Raw genomic sequence first — 18,232 nt, forward strand, 5'->3', positions numbered from 1 at the left:
GGCTAGGGCTTTCTGCCCAGGACTCCAATGCACAACTGCGTGTAGTGCATAAGCGAATTGTTTTCGAGCGAATCAAGAATCTTGTCCTTGACCTTCTGGTAGGCAGATCCTTGCAGCGGATACTTCGGCAGTTCCACGCCCACCTTGAAGCCCACTTCACGCACAATGCGGTAAAAGAGGTTCGGGCGCATCCAGTCGCCATAATCGTAAACGCATTCAAAACCCGCATCGGTCATGAGCTTTTTCAGCTGCGGCATGGTGAACTGCTTTTCCCAACCGGCAAACCACTTGTCCATCGCAATCAGAATATGCTTGATCACGGTGTACGGGTGAACGGTCTGCGGCACGTCGCACAGGCAGTGACCGCCATGCTTCAAGATGCGGTAGTTTTCCTTGATCAACGGGAGCGAATCCTTGAAATGCTCGGCCAACCCCTGATGGAAAACCAAGTCAAAAGTGCAATCCGGGAACGGAGCCTTGAAGGCATCGCCACGCACAAGCTTCAGGTTATCGTAAAGGTTATCCTTCGCGCGAATGGCATCCACAATCTTCAAACTGTTTTCAGCGTAATCGAGCACATAGACATCGGCACCCAAACGAGCCAGTTCTGCGCTGTCGCGACCGGTACCGGCGCCGACCTCCAAAACCTTGAGGCCTTCGAGCTTAAAATTCTTCTTAATCGTATTCAACACAGACGGGGACGAAGGGTACACCTTGTCCATATCGTTCTTCTGTTGCCAAAATCTGTTCCAGACAGACTGATCAGGTTCTTTAATAGACATAGCGTGTAAAATATACTAATTCGAAATTCAGAATTCGGAAATCCTAGTTAAAAGATGCCTAAGTAGAAAGGGCTTAGTTGGTAGAACTTAGAGCTAAGAACTTAGTGCTTAGAGAATCAGGAATTAGATGTTGTTAAAAGGGGGGAAGTTTCCCCCTCGCTATCCTTCGGCAGCAAGGCAGAGAAAAGGTCCCTGAGCCTGCCGATATACGAAACTTGGCAACTCGTTGCCTTAGTTGAGTTAGGTTCGTAGGAGCAGGGCCGCTACGCACTCCAGGGTCGAGGATGACTTCGACGGGGCTGTCATCCTGGAGCGACTGCAAGGAGCGACGGGATCCAGGGCGACAGCAATTAAATTGTCATAAAATTATGACAAAAGTTGAATTTTAAAGACAATTATTCTATACTTTAAGACAAGATTCATAAAATCGTGACAATTTCCACTAAAATTGATACACTTTGCAATTTTTTTACACTTTTGGCACGCATCTTGCTTAAAAAAATACGATATTAAGGACATAAGGTTATAAAATGCATATTGACTCCACAGATACTACACTAAAGAGATACCTCGAAGATATTAGACGCACTGCACCGCTTTCCCGCGAAGAAGAACAAGTCCTTTTCCAGAAAGCAAAAGAAGGCGACAAGATCGCCCGCAAGAAACTCATTTCCGCCAACATGCGTTTCGTGCTCAAGGTCGCCATCCAGTACCGCGGCTGCCCGATTCCGCTGCCGGACCTGGTGAGCGAAGGCGCCATGGGACTTGTCCGCGCCATCGAATCCTTCGAACATACCCGCGGCCTTAAGTTCATCAGCTACGGCGTTTGGTGGATCAAGGCTTACATTACCCGTGCCATCAACGAACAGGGCAACCTGATTCGCTTGCCGGCGAACCAGCACCTGCGCGTGCGTAAGGCTTTGCACGAACAGAGCCGCGGTAAGGAAATCAACGAAGAAATCCGCGAACTCATCCAGATCGGTCAGCGCGGCGTTTCTTTCGACAGTCCGCTTAAGGCAGACTCCAAGGCCACTTACGCCGAAGTGTTGCCCGACGGTACCGCGACGAACCCGGAAAACGAATCCGAAATCCAGAGCGTCGAAGCCCTCGCCCGCGACCTCATGGAACAGCTCCCGGAACGCGAAGCCAAGGTGATCACCGGTATCTTCGGTATCAACCAGGAAGCCCCGCAGACACTCCGCGAAGTGGGCGAATCCATGAACATTTCCCACGAACGCGTGCGTCAGCTGCGCGACCAGGCGCTGCGCCGTATTCGCAAGTACAACAGCAAGGAATTCCTGCAAGACAAGAAGGAAGCGTTCCTAGCAGCGATTAACAAATAACAGGTATGAGCTACGAGCTCGCTCCCTTCGGGAGCTTTGGGCTTTGAGACAAAAAAAACATTCAGCAATAGCTGAATGTTTTTTCATATTCTACCCATAGGGTGCTTTGCACCCGGGCTCACACCTCAAAGGGCGAAGCCCGTGCTCAATGCTATTTCTTGTGCTTCTTGCGGCGGACGCCCCACTTGTCCTTGATCTGTTCCTCGATCTTACGGTTTTCGTAACGGACAATCATCTTGAACTGGACGTTGTAAATGCCGGTTCCCACGAAGCGTCCCTTGTGATCCTTGAAGTTCCAGTTCACAAAGACCTTCTTGTCGGTTTCCAAGCAGTTACCGCCGAACTTCGGGCTGTTACACGGAACGGTAATCACCGTATCGTTCACGTACTGGCCCAGGTGATCGAAGTAATTCACGATGAACGAGATGTACACATCTTCGGGCTTCAGGGAATCAAGCACCGACGGGTCATAGGAACCATCCGAAGAAACCTGGGCACGGTCGAGGAGCTGCGGCACGAAGCGTTCGCCCAGCTGCACGAGCTGTCCTAGCGCCCCTTCCTTCTCCATATCTTCCTTAGTCGTGGTTCCCGGCACATAGCGCAGGTTCACGGAGCTCACCGTCTGCAAGGTGTAGGTCTTGTTGCTATCCTCATCCACGATACGGTCATCGTTCGCATCGAAGCTGCCCATATTGGTCGCCTCGACCAGATGGTTCAGCAGACCGCCGATAATGACCGATTGCGGATTTTCGCCAGCAATGTTGCCGTAGTTATCCTTGATGGCATCCTTGAGTCCCTTACGCACCACAAGCGAGTCGCCCGGCATAATGGTTCCCTGGCTACCATTGAACACCAGCTTTGCGCTCAATCCATCCGGCGACCAGTCGATACGCGTCGGATTGAGCTCAATCGTTTCTTCACCATGGATATAGGAGAAGTAGTCATTGCTCTTGAGGTTCTTATGGTTAATCGCTTCGGAGAACACCACCAACAAGGTATCCGCCTTCTTGCCGTAGCTCAACGTAGCGCTTGCAACGACAGGGGACATCTTGTCGACCAGGGGAGCGGATTCTTCGTTCACGAATGTTTCGTCAAAGACCTTGTAATAGGTATAAACGTTTGCCTGAGGCAGGTTGTCGCTGATGCTCGTAACGCCATCCGCCAAGCGGGTCGGAGACACCACTTCCCAAATCACCCGGGTCGAATCATTCGGGTCAAGCTTCAGGTCAGCAGGCTGCGCCTGCAACTGGATCATCATACCGCGATAGCTGTACCACGGGAACGACATATAGAGCGTACTATCGATATCCGCCTGGGTCAGCTTTCTGTCGAACACGGCCACGATCCTATCCAGGACGCCATCTCCGTCGGTATCCCAGTATTCCACGTTCTTGGACGACGGGAAGCGATCCACCACCTTGACAGCCACTTCGCGTTCGTATTCGTCGGAGGTAATATTCGGCAGACTCTCAAAGGTCACGCTCGGATAGAGAGACACACTATCCTTGAATGCGCCCTTCAGCTTGAAGGTCTTGCCGACCAGAATTACAATATCCTTCGCGGGCATATAGACCTTAAGCACTTCGTCCAGCCCATACCGAGCCCCTTCCTGCTTGAGCATCACAAGCATGTCGGGAGAATTAACATCAACCGGCATCAGGTCGATATTGAACTGCAGGAACAGGGAGTCAAGGCCGTTTGCGTTACGGATGGCATAAGCGTCCTTAATCACGTTGCTGCCCACTTCCGTCACAGGAACCTCGCGGAGATAAGTCGCCCCCGTTCCAGCCTTATCAGCGTAAGTGATCAACGCCTTGGCATCCTTCGGGAACTCTCCCACGCCCGGCAAATTCAAGCCGCTCACATCTACCTGGATTCGGTCACCCTTGATTGTCGGGTTGACACAGTCATAGGTCTTTCCGCCAACGACAAGCTTGACGCCATCCAGGTAATAGCTATCGGGCAAGGTATCCTTCAAGAGAATTTCCAGGTAGTCGAACGCCATGTCATCATCGGAATCCTTGATGTAGCCCATGCGGCTATCCGGAATCGGGTCGTAGAAGTTGATGTTGTCGATAATAACCATCTCTCCACCGCCGTACACCTTGATGGTGCCGCCATTGACCACCTGATTGGCCGTCACGAAAATCGTGACGCTGCCATCGGCATTCACGACCAGTTTGTCGGTGATTTTGCCGTTGCTCGGATCAACCAGTTTTACATTTTGACCCGGCAACAGCGTCAAGGAATCCGCCGTACCGAAATATTCCTTCACCTTATCCGGATCCAGCGTAATGGCGATAATGTCACCGACCTTAGCCGAATCCAGGCCAGAATCAAAGCGTAAATCCATCGGAATACCCTTCGGATCGTCCGTCAGCAGATAGCTGTTGCCTGCAATGACCACAATCTTCGGGTTATTCGGATCAGGATCCGTGGGTTCCATCACCACGGTCTTCTTGACCAAGGAATCTCCCTTCTCGAAGTCATCGGCAGACGGGTAGTTATCCAGGCCAGAATCATCACCGTAATCAACATCGTCTGCTCCATAGTACATTCTCGAAGAACTCGACCTAACGTCGACATCGTCGCCCGAACCATGGAACCTGCTCGAAGACGACGGATTATCGACATCTTCGCCATTACCGTTGCCCTTCGAAGAGCTGCTGTTACCATTGCCACCGTTGCTATCGGAACTGTTGCCGGTGCTATTGCTGCTGCCGCCGTTGCTGCCGGAGCTGTCACCGGTGCTATTGCTGCTACCGCCGTTGCTACCGGAGCTGTTACCGGTGCTATTGCTGCTGCCGCCGTTGCTGCCGGAGCTGTCGGTGCTATTGCTGCTGCCGCCGTTGCTGCCGGAGCTGTCGCCCGTGCTATTGCTGCTGCCGCCGTTGCTGCCGGAGCTGTTGCCGGTACTATTGCTGCTGCCGCCATTGCTGCCGGAACTGTCGCCCGTGCTATTGCTGCTGCCGCCGTTGCTACCGGAGCTGTTGCCGGTACTATTGCTGCTGCCACCATTTCCGGTACTGCTGCTAGACTTCGCGCTGCTAGATGACTCCTGGTATTCCACCAGAGACGAGCTACTCTGCGAAGCGCTGGATATTTCATCTTCACCGGTATTGCCGCCTACACGGATAACGCCCACGCCCGAAAGCGGAGCCAGGTCATCCAGATAATTATCGATCCATTGTACGTGAACAAGCACATTGTCGTTGATTTGCTTTTTCGGGTTTGCCGCATAGTCCACAAAAATCATGTGACCCGTATTGGACGCCACGAACAAATGGCCGTACCCGTCAGTCGTACCCTGGTCCAGACGCCAACCTACGCCGGGCGTTCTCGGGCCAGTCATGTTCGCCTTGGTTTCGGTAAAGAAGAATTCGCGGAGGTCAATCATTGCCACCACTTTCGCCTGCTGATTTCCCGCCATATCCTTGTAAGGCTGAATCTGCACAATGCGCGAACCACCGAACACGAAGATCGTCTTGGAGTAGGTATCGTACGCACCACCATGGGCACCTTCAAGGGAGTCGATCAAGATTTTCGTTCCCACCGACGTAATGACCGATTCTCCAATTTCCCCACCAATGTTCGCCTGGTTTTCGCGAGTCACCTTGGTCCAAGTCGTATCGGTAAACATGCCGAAATAAGCATTCGCCGAACTCGCCTTACGGGCTGACGAGTCACAGGCCGCATAGCCACCGCCCGCTTCGCATCCACCACCCGCATAATCGGAATAGGTAAAGAAAGCGGTTCCATCGCCATCCCAAATCACGGTCGACAGCTTGTCATCCTTACGGCGGTTCGTAGATTTCGGACGAAGGGTCACCTTGTAACCGTTCGACGCAAAGTTACCCACCGACGGGTCGATTTTTGTGGAATAACGGAACAGGTAACCAGGAATTCCCGCAGCCCACAACCATTTCTGGTTCGGGTCCATCATGAGATGCCAAAAACCGTTTGTATATTGCTTTGGATACGACGTCTTGACCAGACACTTTTTACTGGAGTCTTTCGCCGTCTTGTTCACCTTATGAATTTCCCTATTCTGGCCAGCAATCAGGAGGTCTCCATCGGGATGGTGCACAATACCGTCAGCACCGACAAGTCCGTCGCCCATCGTACAAAGAGTCTTCTTGTCCGACGGTTTCATGAGCAGGTAGCCCGCACCATCGTACTGGTAGCTGATACTCTTCACGCGGTCGTTTTCCTCGTACTTGGTATAGTACAAGGTCGCCTTTGTCGCAGCATGCGGCACAATATCGCCCACCTGCTGAATCCAGATACCCGTCGCCGGGTTTTCGGGCGGCGGCAGAGAAGCCGGCGACTGAGCCGCAGCACCTGCGGCCATCGCGAGCAACATTGTCGATAAGTATTTCACAGTCTTCATCATGTTCGTACCCTCGGAAAGAATCTCCATTTAGTGCTTCCTAGAAGAAATGCCCCATCTAAAGATTCTTTCAACTTTAAAATCATCCTTGGCGCCGTAGACCTTGATTTTGAACTTCGCCAAATAAATTCCCGCGCCGACCCTGCGACCGTCATCGGAACGCATATTCCAACGCACATAGAGCTTATCCGGATTTTCGAGGCAGTTGCCTTCGAAGAACGGATCGTTACAGTCGATATTTCCCGAGGCGCCACCCACGTAGGCACCCAGGTTCGTGTAGACATACAGTTCCCAAGTCAAGCCGATCTTGTCCATATTCGGAACGGATGCACCAACGGAATCATCCTTAGACATAATGGTCGAGAAGGCGACATCCATCAGCACTCCGAGGGAAGACTGGTCGGACGCTTCCTTGGCATTCTTCACATGTTCGATGGTAAACGGCTTTGCACGTTCGCTCAATTCCGCGGCCTTGTTCAAATCCGCAAAAGAGTTCGTCTTCATAATCAAGCGCGGATCACCTTCGACCAACACGGTCGGCGCCATTTCCGAGACCTTGTTGCCCTTGGTATCTGCAAGGCCGCTCGTAAAGTTATCGAAGCGCACCGAGTCCGCCGGGTTCATTCGGGAAGACAAGTCTTCGCCCGCTTCCATAAACAGCGTCACCGTACGGCCATTGTCGCTCCATTCCGCAGAGCTCAAGTTGTAATGCACCCACTGTCCATCGACATAGAACGCGAGACAGTCATCAGACAGTGTTGCGTTCTTGTAGTCCATTGCCTCGGAGAACGTTACCTTGAACTTGTCCGGTTCCATTTCCTGGAACGATTCCGGTTGCAGGAAAGTCGAAGAAATCACAGGCGGCATGTAGTCACGCATGTTGTAATCCGCCGATTCCGTCGTATCCTTGCCATTGACCGAGAGCTTGTTCGAAATCGTCGCGTAACCGTACTCAATTTTTCCGCCCTTGGAATAGGACTTGTCAATGCCCGTAAGCATTTCCTTGACATCGTATTTTTCTGGATTATCGAGCGCATAACCCAGCACGCGACCATCCGCCGAAATCGTAAGGTCCGCAAGGTTCGGCTTGATTGCAAGCAATTCGCCGTCGCCATCGAGCCAGTAGAACGTGATGTCCATATTCTTCAGGTCTTCTTCGGTAATCGGAGTTTCAAAGCCGACCGAAGCGCTGTCCATCCGGCCATCGCCATCGCGGTCATAGAAACCGTTATTTTCGTTGTCGACCAAGACGCGGCCCGCATTCTGCACCGGAACTTCCTGGTTGTTCTTGTTTGTCGGAACTCCGTCGGCGGCAGTCAAGATTCCGTCCGGACATTCGGCACCACAGACCGTCTCGATTTTGAGCATATCGCCCACACGCACGATACCCGTATCCACTACGAACGCCCACAGGTTACCGTCCTTCATGAACGCCGTCACATCAATCGAGGATCCATTCAGCTTCAAACCGCGACCGGTCGTCCACGATGTATCCATATCCTTGTTGAATCGAACAAGCAGAGTGTCGGTTGCGCTTCCCGTATTTCCCTTAATCAAGGTTGCTTCTTGGATGGCTGCTCCAATGCTATCGGCGAGAGCCGTCTGCAACGTTTCGCAACGGTTTCCGACCGTTGTGCAGACAAAGGCCTTGACCGCACCCGTCGCAGAATCTTTCTGCAATTCAACCTTCACGTCGGGGAGCCCGTACACGTCTTTTTTCTGCTTGACGTCACCGCTATACTTTTCAAAGGAATCGTCGTTCGGCCAGCTGTAGTAGAAGGAATCCACCGAGACCGAGTCCATCTTGCCGCCAAACCAGGTCGCAATGCTGTCGCCAATGCCGTCGCCATCGGTATCAAAAATGGCTGCGCTATCCAAGGTCGGCATATCGGGGTTCGTGAACTGGTATTCGCCGGGGAACGGATTTTTCAAGATAAACTCGTTATTGTTCAAGCTGTCCGGGAAAGCGTTCATCGTGAAAGTCGAACCGTCACTGATAGCCTTGGTCGAAACCACCATGAACTTGCCCTTGCCGTCCTTGATATCCAAGCGGATCGTTCCGTCGGACAGTTTCAGGTTCTTGCCACCTTCGCTCAGGAACATCATCGATTCGCTCTGTCCTTCTGCCGTAATGTAGAAGGTCCTCTGGAGAGCCGAGTCAACGCGGCCCTTCGCATGGCCGATCGGGATGATGGCCTCGACATCGACATGCATCGTATCGCCTACCTCGTAGGACATCTGCGACTTGCTGGTAATTTCCTTGCTCTCGACATAGTACTTCAGGTACGGGACATAGAAATTGTAGATGAGGCTCACCTTCGGGTCCGAACCCGCCGCATCATCCGACGTACCCAGCGGGAAATTGTTCAACTCGTAGCGGCTTCCGATTCGGACATTCACGAGACCGGTTTCGTTATCGGCTTTCACCGCCGTAAGGTTCTTGATAATGGCCTCTTCCTTAGGAAGTTTCGAGTCAGCCAATTCAAGCGTCAAAGAATCACGGCCCAGGCCTTCTTCACTCGGGGCATACACGTAAAACGTTGCCCCCTTGATTGCAGCCGACTTGTTAAACGGATTTTCTCCGGGAGGAACCACCCACAACTGAGCACCGCGGTCATCCCAAATACGGTAATACTTGCACAAGCCCTTGTCTTCGTCGGGAACCGATTCGTAGTCCGTACAGTCCGGATAATCCAACGCAAAAACACCTGTCGAAAAACTCAGCATCGACAGCAGAATCAGCGAAAGAAAATTTGTCTTGACTTGCAACATTACGACCTCGGCAAAAAACTGAACACACGCAAAAAAAACTTTGCATAATACACATTCCAAATATATGATTTTTTTTTAGAAAACGAACAACAAAAATTATAGTTGTGACTCGTATCTCACCCGCATTCCAAAGCGGATTATTCCAAGTTGGAATAAGCGTTTGCAAGATCTGTGACGATTTCATCCATAAAAATCCAACCGCGCCCTTGCAGGCGGAGAATTCCATCTTTATTTATTACAAAATCCTTACGGATCCATTTGTCCACACAAGCGGCAGAACGCGATTCGGGATTATCGATTCCCAAGGCACGGAGATCCTCGAAACGGAGCCCCTTCGACTGCCGAAGCGAAAGCCAAATAAGCTCCATCAGTTCATCATCGCGATTCAGGCGATCGACCATAAGCGCATCAGCCGGACATTCCGAATTGACATAGTCTTTCCAGCGCGGATAAATTTCGGGAGCGTAAAAACGCGTTCCTCCTATATAGCTGTGCGCACCGGGACCAAAGCCCGCGTACTCGCCACGGTCCCAATAATTCCGGTTATGGGAGCTTTCAAAACCGGGCTTTGCGAAATTCGACACTTCGTAGCGTACAAAGCCTTTTCGTTCAAGGATTTCGACACCCCCTAGATACATCGGTTCATAAAGATCTTCGTTCACGGACAGCTCCCCCCGTGAAACCCTGTGTCCAAGCCTGGAACGCGGAGAAACATTCAATCCATAGAAACTGACATGATTCAACGGAAAATCCGAAAGGCGGTCGACGTCGGCCAAAAAGCCTTCTACGGTTTGCCCCGGAAGGTCAAACATCAGGTCGGCATTCACCTGCAAATTTGGCATCGAGGTCAATAACCGAAGCGCCTCGAGCCCCCGCTCCACCGAATGGGAGCGCCCCACCAGCTTGAGCAGGTCCGCATCGAAAGTCTGCAAGCCGAGACTCACGCGATTCACTCCAAGCGAAAGCGCCGACTCCACCGTATATTCATCCGTCGATTCCGGATTGAACTCCATCGAGACTTCACGCAAACGACCCGCAGCAACCCCCACCGAAGCAAGGCATTCGAAAATTTGGCGCAGGTAAGTGGGCGGTAATGCCGAAGGAGTTCCCCCTCCAAGATAAAGCGTCTCTGCCGTCTTCAACAGTCCCGGGCGCTCGCTTTCGAAACATACAATTTGCTTACAAATTACATCCGTATACTCTTTGTAGAGTTTAGACTGGGCCGGCATTACCCGAAAATCGCAATAATCGCAAACTTTTTTGCAAAAGGGGATGTGAAGATAGACACAAAACATGTTTTAACAATATAATTTTTTAATACGAATGAATCTTTTGCTAAAAATTAGATTATTTATATAAGAAGTATGCGCAACGAAGAAAACATAAGTTGGAAACAAAAGATGAAGAAGCGGCTCCCGCTCCTGATTTTTTTGACGATATCCACTACGATTTTCTTCCTTGCTTCGGCCCTTCTACTTGACGAATCGTATAAAGATATTATTATTATCGCCATGATCTGGGCTCTCCCCCTATTTATTCACTGAAGGTTCCATGGCCATTACTCGACTGACGCAACGTAAATGTAAGGCCGTATGCTTTTATATCCTTAGCTGGGTTATCGCGACCCTTCTTACGTCCCTTTTGTTCCAATACGGTTCCGGCAAAGGCATAGACCCCAGCCGCCTGCTGTTCATGCTGCAGCTGTCCCTGTTTTCGGGACTTTCGCACGCCATCTACGACGTGATGATCCTGCAAGACGAGATGGACAAGCGCCCCGTCGCCGCCGCCTTGCTGATCCGCTCCTGCTTCTTTCTGGCAAGCATCTGCGCAAACCTCACTCTCTGCATTCTCATCTGGAAGATTGACAAGAGCGAAGGGCTGATCAACGAAGCCTCGCTAAAACAAGTCATCCAGTTTTTCAAGGAACCCAGCAGCCACATCCTTATTTTCTCGCTATTCCTGCTAGGGCACCTCATCACCTTTGTGCGTTCGGTACACAAGAAATTCGGCACCCGCGTTTTCATAAACACCCTGCTCGGCAAGTACCAGGACCCCAAGGAAGAAGACCTTATCTTCATGTTCATCGACATGAAACATTCCACCGAAATCGCCGAGGAACTGGGACATGTCACCTACAGCAACTTTATCCGCGACTACTACAGGCTCCTGTCGAACTGTTGCGAAGAGAACCATGGCGAAATCTACCAAATCGCAGGCGACGGAGTGTTCCTGACCTGGAAAACGAAAGACTGCCACCGCAGGGCCCGTCCGCTGGAATGTTTCCACGACTTTGCCGAGTGTCTAGCCAGAACAAAGGGGAAATTCATCAAGCGCTACGGTATCTGCCCTGCATTCAAGGCCGCCGCCCACTGCGGGAAGGTCATCTCGACCGAGGTCGGAAACTTTGGCAGCGAAATGGCGTACCACGGCGACGTGCTGAACACCACGTCCCGAATCCAGACCCTCTGCTCCAAACTCGGACAGGATTTCTTGATTTCGGAAGACCTCTTCGCCAAGCTTCCGCTCCCCCTTCCCCATGGATTTTTGTGCGTAAAAGCGGGATTTTTCGAACTTCGGGGCAAAAAAAACGGAATTTTAATTTTTTCTTTGCACCAACCCTTGACATAGCCACCTAATTATTCTATAATTGGGTCACCCCGCGGGAATAGCTCAGTTGGTAGAGCACGACCTTGCCAAGGTCGGGGTCGAGGGTCCGAGTCCCTTTTCCCGCTCTAAAACAAAAAGAACCACTTCAAAGTGGTTCTTTTTTGTTTTATCGCTAGACAATGGTATGCAGTACCTGAGACCCCTCGGGGTCGGGGGGCCGACTAAACAACGAGGCGCACAAAGTGCTTGCGAGTTGTTTAGGAACTCACGCCCTAAAGGGCGGGAGGCCCGTCAGGGTGAGGAGCTAGCCGGTCGCAGACCGGAGACTAGCGACGAATCAATCCCTTTTCCCACTCTAATACAAAAGAAGCCTAGCATAAAGCTAGGCCTTTTTTGTATTCGAATGATAATGGGTCGGACCCGAGACCCCTTGGGGGAGAGGGTGCGGCATAATTTGGCTCATGCACGAAGTGCGAAGAGGCAAATTATGAGCTTGTGGCAAGCGAAGCTTGCATCGAGCCCGTAGGGCGGCGAGCCAGCCGCGTAGCGGAGACTGGCGCTGCCGCAATCCCTTTTGACGCCATTTCACCCATAATTTTATATATTTCCCCAAAAATTTGAAGGACAATTTATGAAAATTGCAGTTATTGGTGGCGCAGGTTATATTGGCAGCCACACGATTATCGAACTTTATAAGGCAGGCCATTCCGTTGTCGCCGTCGACAACCTGGTGAACTCCTGCGACGAATCGCTCCGCAGAGTCGCTGAAATCGTCGGGCAAGAAATTCCCTTTATCAAGGCAGACGCCCGCGACGCTGCCGCCATGGACAAGATTTTCAAGGAAAACCACTTTGATGCCTGCATCCATTTTGCCGGGCTCAAGGCCGTTGGCGAATCGGTCGCCAAGCCGCTGGAATACTACGAAAACAACATGAATGCGACATTCGTGCTGTTAAACGCCATGCGCAACAATGGCTGCAAGAACATCATCTTCTCGTCGTCGGCCACCGTGTACGGCGATCCCGCAGAAATTCCCATCACCGAAAAATGTCCGAAGGGCGCCATCACCAACCCTTACGGCCAGACAAAGTCGATGCTGGAACAGGTACTGATCGACGTGCAGAAGGCAGACCCCGAATGGAACGTGGTGCTGCTCCGCTACTTTAACCCGATTGGCGCCCACCCAAGTGGCCGCATCGGCGAAGACCCGAACGGCATTCCGAACAACTTAATGCCTTACATTACGCAGACCGCCGTAGGCATCCGCAAGGAACTCGGCGTGTTCGGCAACGACTACGACACCCCCGACGGAACCGGTGTGCGCGACTACATTCACGTTTGCGACCTCGCCGCAGGCCACGTGAGCGCGCTCAAGGCCATCGAAAACAAGTGCGGACTCGCCATTTACAACCTGGGAACAGGCCACGGCTACTCCGTGCTCGACGTGGTGCACGCTTTTGAAAAGGTGAACGGCATCAAGGTGCCCTACAGCATCAAGCCCCGCCGCGCAGGCGACATCGCCACCTGCTACTGCAACCCCGAAAAGGCTTACAAGGAACTCGGCTGGAAGGCCCAGTTCGGCATCGAGGAAATGTGCCGCGACGCTTGGAACTGGCAAAAGAACAACCCGAACGGTTACCGCAAGGGGTAACGGCCCCAAAAGCCGCTTTCTGCAAAAAAATTCATTTTTGCGGCACCTTCCCCTTGACACCTCCGCCCAATTATTCTATAATTGAGCAACCCCGCGGGAATAGCTCAGTTGGTAGAGCACGACCTTGCCAAGGTCGGGGTCGAGGGTCCGAGTCCCTTTTCCCGCTCTAAAAACGAAAGAACCACCTAACAGGTGGTTCTTTTGTTTTTACAAGTAGGCGATGGACACGGACACTCGAAGAGGGGCCGACTAAATTCTTTTGTGGGCGCTAGCCCGTGGAAAGAATTTAGGACTTTGAGCGCAGCGATAAGCCCGTCAGGGTGAGGAGCTAGCCGGTCGCAGACCGGAGACTAGCGACGAATCAATCCCTTTTCCCGCTCGAATACAAAAGAAGCCTAGCATAAAGCTAGGCCTTTTTTGTATTCGAATGATAATGGGTCGGACCCGAGACCCCTTGGGGGAGAGGGTGCGGCATAATTTGGCTCATGCACGAAGTGCGAAGAGGCAAATTATGAGCTTGAGGCAAGCCAGCCGCGTAGCGGAGACTGGCGCAGCCGCAATCCCTTTGACAACTAAAAAGCCTAGTTTAAAGCTAGGCTCGCATTTATTTGAATGTTAACGGGTCAAAAATAATTTGTCTCGAAGGCTTTGCTGAGTTGAAATACATACGTGTTATACAGCAAAAAGGCGGTCATCAGACCGCCTAGCAAAGCATTTTTGGGAGCAATTAGAGTTCGCGAATTTCTTTTTCGGAAAGATTAGTCGTTTCCTTTATAATGGAAATATCTACACCCTTATCGCGCATTTTCTTCGCGATTTCGCAGGCTGTTCGATGCTTCAGCCAAGCTTCATCAAAGTCTTTCATCAATTCGCAACGCATATATCTAGCACTAAAATTACACAATTTCACCTCGTTTTGCAAGACCTTGAACACGGGGTCGGTAGCAAACTCGCTAAAATCGGCTTCACGGTTGAGCGTATCGATGGCACGGAGCCACTGTGCGATGCGGCTGTTGTCGCCTTCGAACTTTTCCTTCTGCTTGAGGAACTTGTTCACTTCGATGAGAGTCACCGTCTGCCGTTCAAAATATACACGCTGCTCCTGATTGCGGAGCTGCACCTTATGACGATAATTCGGGGATTCCTTGAACGCATCGAAAAACTGGAAACTGACCACATGCAGGTTTTCCAGGCGCGTAAACTTTCCAACCTTTTCCATGCTGCTCGTAAGGCGAGCCACATAAAGAACCAAACGGTCGTTGAACAGAAAATCGTTATTTTCGTGCTGAACGTCAACAGAGATGCGGTCGCGCGGAATATTTTCGCCGCGGTCGTTAGTCAGCAGCAAATCGGGTTCAATACTACGGTAACCCATTTCGCCAGGAATATAGGGGTTTACAAGCTTCGGATTCTCAATACGGTCCGAACCGACAAGGTTCAGCGCCGCATTGATGAGATCCGTTGTGAGCATCAAGTTCTTCTCGCTTGCGAGAATCTTCTTGATGCACCCATCATTGTAGAAATAAACATTCCGATGTTCGTATTCCTTGACGATTGCGTCAAGGTCAAGTCCGTTATCATCCGCATTTTTCAGTTTATGCTGAAAAACGGCAAATTCTTCTCTAGTCATTATTGCCTTTTGTAGTTTCTTCACGGGAAATTCCGCAAAGCGGCAGAAAGAAATGCCTCTGTCTATACTATACACGCATTTTTTGAACGCTCACCGACATTTTTTCGAAAAATTTATTTCTTTTTACAAAACAAAAATAGATTTAGTAACGAAATCCATAAAATCGGTCGAAATCTGCTAGAAGTATAGATTAAATTGCCACAAGAATTCGATTTGGCTAACGCCAAAATCTAGCCGAACAACTTATTTTTATATTTGTTTGCGAGTTTATTTTTGAGGTTACCGGAGGTCTTCTGTGAAGATTTTTACAAACGTCATTGCGAGCCCTGTAAGGGCGAAACAATCCATTTTTGGTCGGTTAGTATTTGCGCTTGTCTTTGCGTGTATTTTCATTGCGTGTGGCGATGAGTCTGGTAGCTCCGCTCCTGATTCAGTCGGTGAAATCTCGTTGAGTAGCAATGAGGACCTTGGTTCCAGTTCGAGTGTCGGCGAGAATGGTTGGGAGAATGGTTCTTCTTCGTCTTTGAAGCCTGATTCGAATGGCTCGCAGAAAAATTCTAGTTCCGCAATAACGGTACAATCTAGCAGTAGCTCGAATGCAAAATCTTCGTCAAGTAAGGCGTGGACTTGCTCTGAAGAAGGAAAAATTGTTGAGAAAAAAAATAAGACAACAGATGTATGGGAAATATATCAATGTGTAAATGGCGTTTATGAATTGGTTGTGTATTCAAGTTCTTCAGAAAAAGTCTATACATTCAAGGAATTATTTAAAGAAGACAGTGTATTTAATAAAAAGATGGAATATGGAACTTTCGAGGATCCGCGTGATGGACAGAAGTATAGGACCATCGTTATAAAAACGGGATATGTTAGTGTGCCAGAATTTGAGGCTTTTGCTCAGAATCTGAACTACGGATCACAAATAAAATTGGGAACCTCTGTTTTTGACGATGACAAAGTCGAAAAATACTGTTATGATGATGACCCTTGGTTTTGCGAACACTATTTTGGTGGATTGTACTCCTGGAGCGAGGCAATGGGACTCCCGAAGGCATGCGATAGTGTATGGACGGGTACGACGCAAAATTGTCCTGATTCAATTGCTCCAGGAATTGTTTATGAGGCTGAATGGAGCGATCTCCAAATACAGGGAATATGCCCTGAGGGATGGCATGTGATGAACGAAACCGAATGGAGAGCTTTGATTCATGGAGATGAGTCTGCATCTCGTGCGATATCAAAAGCTTCGTATGGAGGCAATGAAAGTGGCTTTTCTGCTTTGCGTGGGGGAGGGAAACTAGTTTCGCATCCTGAACTTAATGCTGTGTATGAAGATATTGGAGATGCTTGCAATTATTGGTTGCCGTCTGAGGAATCAGAAGGTGGAGCGAATGGATTGGTTGATTACCGTTATTCATATTTTATGTATGATAGGATTCATGATAAAAACTTTGGCCTTCCCGTCCGCTGCGTAAAGAATTATTTGTCGGAATCTAGGTGAGCTAGATTTCTTCCTTTAAAAATTTTAAACAAAAAACAGGGCTTTGAGAAAAGCGACGGCGAATGCCTGGCCGCTAAGCGGACAGTAAAGGCCGAAGGCCGTAATTTGTCCGCGTGCGGAGCAGGCTGAGCCGGAGCGTTTTTTTTCGGACATGAAAAGCTGATGCCGATTTCCATCGGCATGACGCGGGCTGGGAAAGGAGGTGCCGGGGGTTTTAGGGGGCAGAGCCCCTTAGGCGAGGGGGTGCTGGAAGACTTGCCTTGGACCCTCTTGCTGCGCTCCAGGGTGACAACAAGGCAAGGCTGCAAGCAGGGGGAGCCTTCCCCCTTCACCCAAAAATTTTATTACATTTCACCCTACCGATGCAAGACGAAAAATACATCCTGGTAGATAGCGAAGAATCGCTCGCGAATTTGCTCGCGGATTTGGAGCTGTACGAAATGGCCGCCGTCGATACCGAGGCGGATTCCATGTACCATTATACCACCCGTCTTTGCCTGATCCAGATTACCATCGGCGAGCACCACTACATTGTGGACCCGCTGTGTGGGCTTGACCTTGCCCCTTTGTTCAAGGCCCGCGCCATGCAGACGCTCATTTTCCACGGCGCCGACTACGACTTGCGACTGCTGTGGCAGACTTACGGATTCTCGCCGAAGCAGATTTTTGACACCATGCTCGCGGCAAAGATTCTGGGCGAAGATCACCTGGGCCTTGCGGACTTGGTCCGCGAATACTTCGGTGACGAACTCAAGAAAGAAAACCAGCGTGCCGACTGGACGACGCGACCGCTGCCGCTCGAAATGTGCGAATACGCCATCCACGACACGTTCTACCTGCACGAACTCTGCGCGATTCTCGTGGAAAAACTGCAAGAGGCTGGCCGCATGAGCTGGCTTACCGAACAGTGCGATGCCTTAATCGAACACGCCAAGCACCCCGCTCCGCAGAGAAAGGACCCCTGGCGCGTCACGGGTTCTGCACCGCTTTCGCCGTGCGCCCTGAACGTGCTCAAGTTCCTCTGGGAATGGCGCGAAAACCAGGCCCAGGAACTGGACCGCCCGCCCTACAAGGTGATGCCGGTGGAGCTCATGCTCGCCATCGCACGCCGCAGCGAGGCGAATTTCCCGACCGTGGACTTGGAAAAGTTGCCGAAGCTCCCCCGCAATTTCCGCGACGAGCGTCTGGATTCATTCGTGAACATGCTGCAGACGGCCGTGGCCGTGCCGCAATCGGACTGGCCCGAAAGACTCCCCAAGGCCCCGCCCCCGCCGGTGGTGCCGAACTCCGACCTGCTTTCGGTGCTCAAGACCTGGCGCGACCTTAAAGCCGAAGAACTGGAACTCGACCCGTCGCTCTTGGCCAACAAGGCGCAGCTCATTTGGCTAGCCGCTCCGGGTGACATGCCCTGGGAGGCCCGCTACGAAGAGGCGCACCTCATGAACTGGCAGCGCGCCCTGTGGACCGAAATTTTGCAACAGAACCTGCCCAACGCAAAGCGCGTAGGCGACCCCGACTAAATTTTTACGACTCACCTTAACCGCCCGCTACTGGAC

General features: G+C 51.1%; 11 protein-coding genes and 2 tRNA genes. 8 read left to right on the forward strand and 5 right to left on the reverse strand.

Features of this window, described 5'->3' with window-relative positions; all coding sequences use genetic code 11:
• Positions 1–2 precede the first annotated feature (2 nt).
• Positions 3–782: a class I SAM-dependent methyltransferase gene (locus BUA93_RS04655; RefSeq protein ID WP_072977828.1), complete on the reverse strand. Its 780-nt coding sequence runs from the start codon at positions 780–782 to the stop codon at positions 3–5.
• Positions 783–1,312: 530 nt separating this feature from the next.
• Here BUA93_RS04655 and BUA93_RS04660 point away from each other — a divergent pair.
• A complete protein-coding gene (locus tag BUA93_RS04660) occupies positions 1,313–2,125 on the forward strand; it encodes a sigma-70 family RNA polymerase sigma factor (RefSeq protein WP_072977829.1) in 813 nt (270 codons plus the stop codon).
• A gap of 151 nt (positions 2,126–2,276) precedes the next feature.
• Here the strand turns inward: BUA93_RS04660 and BUA93_RS15860 are convergent, their stop codons facing one another.
• The 3 genes from BUA93_RS15860 to hemW all read right to left on the reverse strand — a co-directional run bounded on the left by BUA93_RS15860 (position 2,277) and on the right by hemW (position 10,582).
• Positions 2,277–6,545, reverse strand: a complete 4,269-nt coding sequence (locus BUA93_RS15860) for a hypothetical protein (protein WP_072977831.1) — start codon at positions 6,543–6,545, stop codon at positions 2,277–2,279.
• Positions 6,546–9,287 (reverse strand): hypothetical protein, encoded by a 2,742-nt coding sequence (locus BUA93_RS04670; protein WP_139257765.1) that lies wholly within the window; start codon positions 9,285–9,287, stop codon positions 6,546–6,548.
• Between the two features lie 137 nt (positions 9,288–9,424).
• Positions 9,425–10,582 carry a radical SAM family heme chaperone HemW gene (gene hemW / locus BUA93_RS04675; protein WP_072977834.1) on the reverse strand — a complete coding sequence of 386 codons (1,158 nt, stop codon included), beginning with the start codon at positions 10,580–10,582 and terminating at the stop codon, positions 9,425–9,427.
• Positions 10,583–10,651: 69 nt separating this feature from the next.
• On the opposite strand from hemW, the gene BUA93_RS04680 reads away from it, so the two are divergent.
• From BUA93_RS04680 to BUA93_RS04705, 5 genes are all read left to right on the forward strand, one after another.
• A complete protein-coding gene (locus tag BUA93_RS04680; RefSeq protein ID WP_072977836.1) occupies positions 10,652–10,831 on the forward strand; it encodes a hypothetical protein in 180 nt (59 codons plus the stop codon).
• A 7-nt stretch (positions 10,832–10,838) separates the two neighbouring features.
• Positions 10,839–11,915, forward strand: coding sequence for an adenylate/guanylate cyclase domain-containing protein (locus tag BUA93_RS04685; protein WP_083597123.1), 1,077 nt, complete (start codon positions 10,839–10,841; stop codon positions 11,913–11,915).
• 31 nt (positions 11,916–11,946) lie between these two features.
• Positions 11,947–12,019: transfer RNA gene (locus BUA93_RS04690), tRNA-Gly, on the forward strand.
• 506 nt (positions 12,020–12,525) lie between these two features.
• A complete protein-coding gene (gene galE / locus BUA93_RS04700) occupies positions 12,526–13,545 on the forward strand; it encodes a UDP-glucose 4-epimerase GalE (protein ID WP_072977842.1) in 1,020 nt (339 codons plus the stop codon).
• Between the two features lie 93 nt (positions 13,546–13,638).
• Positions 13,639–13,711 (forward strand) — tRNA-Gly (locus BUA93_RS04705).
• A gap of 561 nt (positions 13,712–14,272) precedes the next feature.
• On the opposite strand, the gene BUA93_RS04710 is transcribed toward BUA93_RS04705, so the two are convergent.
• Positions 14,273–15,175 (reverse strand): PD-(D/E)XK nuclease family transposase, encoded by a 903-nt coding sequence (locus BUA93_RS04710; RefSeq protein ID WP_139257767.1) that lies wholly within the window; start codon positions 15,173–15,175, stop codon positions 14,273–14,275.
• Between the two features lie 295 nt (positions 15,176–15,470).
• Between BUA93_RS04710 and BUA93_RS04715 the strand changes: the two genes are divergently transcribed.
• Together BUA93_RS04715 and BUA93_RS04720 are read left to right on the forward strand one after the other, a co-directional pair.
• On the forward strand, positions 15,471–16,676 hold the full coding sequence (locus BUA93_RS04715; RefSeq protein WP_139257769.1) for an FISUMP domain-containing protein: 1,206 nt from the start codon (positions 15,471–15,473) through the stop codon (positions 16,674–16,676).
• 362 nt (positions 16,677–17,038) lie between these two features.
• Complete coding sequence (locus BUA93_RS04720; RefSeq protein ID WP_072801320.1) at positions 17,039–18,196, forward strand: ribonuclease D; 1,158 nt, start codon at positions 17,039–17,041, stop codon at positions 18,194–18,196.
• Positions 18,197–18,232: the final 36 nt, after the last annotated feature.

The sequence above is a fragment of the Fibrobacter sp. UWH4 genome (assembly GCF_900142475.1).
GTDB lineage: Bacteria > Fibrobacterota > Fibrobacteria > Fibrobacterales > Fibrobacteraceae > Fibrobacter.

Bases quoted from the DNA above. Each gene is read 5' to 3' on its own strand.
- BUA93_RS04655 (WP_072977828.1), bottom strand. From the start codon at position 782: ATGTCTATTAAAGAACCTGATCAGTCTGTCTGGAACAGATTTTGGCAA.
- BUA93_RS04660 (WP_072977829.1), top strand. From the start codon at position 1,313: ATGCATATTGACTCCACAGATACTACACTAAAGAGATACCTCGAAGAT.
- BUA93_RS15860 (WP_072977831.1), bottom strand. From the start codon at position 6,545: ATGGAGATTCTTTCCGAGGGTACGAACATGATGAAGACTGTGAAATAC.
- BUA93_RS04670 (WP_139257765.1), bottom strand. From the start codon at position 9,287: ATGTTGCAAGTCAAGACAAATTTTCTTTCGCTGATTCTGCTGTCGATG.
- hemW (WP_072977834.1), bottom strand. From the start codon at position 10,582: ATGTTTTGTGTCTATCTTCACATCCCCTTTTGCAAAAAAGTTTGCGAT.
- BUA93_RS04680 (WP_072977836.1), top strand. From the start codon at position 10,652: ATGCGCAACGAAGAAAACATAAGTTGGAAACAAAAGATGAAGAAGCGG.
- BUA93_RS04685 (WP_083597123.1), top strand. From the start codon at position 10,839: ATGGCCATTACTCGACTGACGCAACGTAAATGTAAGGCCGTATGCTTT.
- galE (WP_072977842.1), top strand. From the start codon at position 12,526: ATGAAAATTGCAGTTATTGGTGGCGCAGGTTATATTGGCAGCCACACG.
- BUA93_RS04710 (WP_139257767.1), bottom strand. From the start codon at position 15,175: ATGACTAGAGAAGAATTTGCCGTTTTTCAGCATAAACTGAAAAATGCG.
- BUA93_RS04720 (WP_072801320.1), top strand. From the start codon at position 17,039: ATGCAAGACGAAAAATACATCCTGGTAGATAGCGAAGAATCGCTCGCG.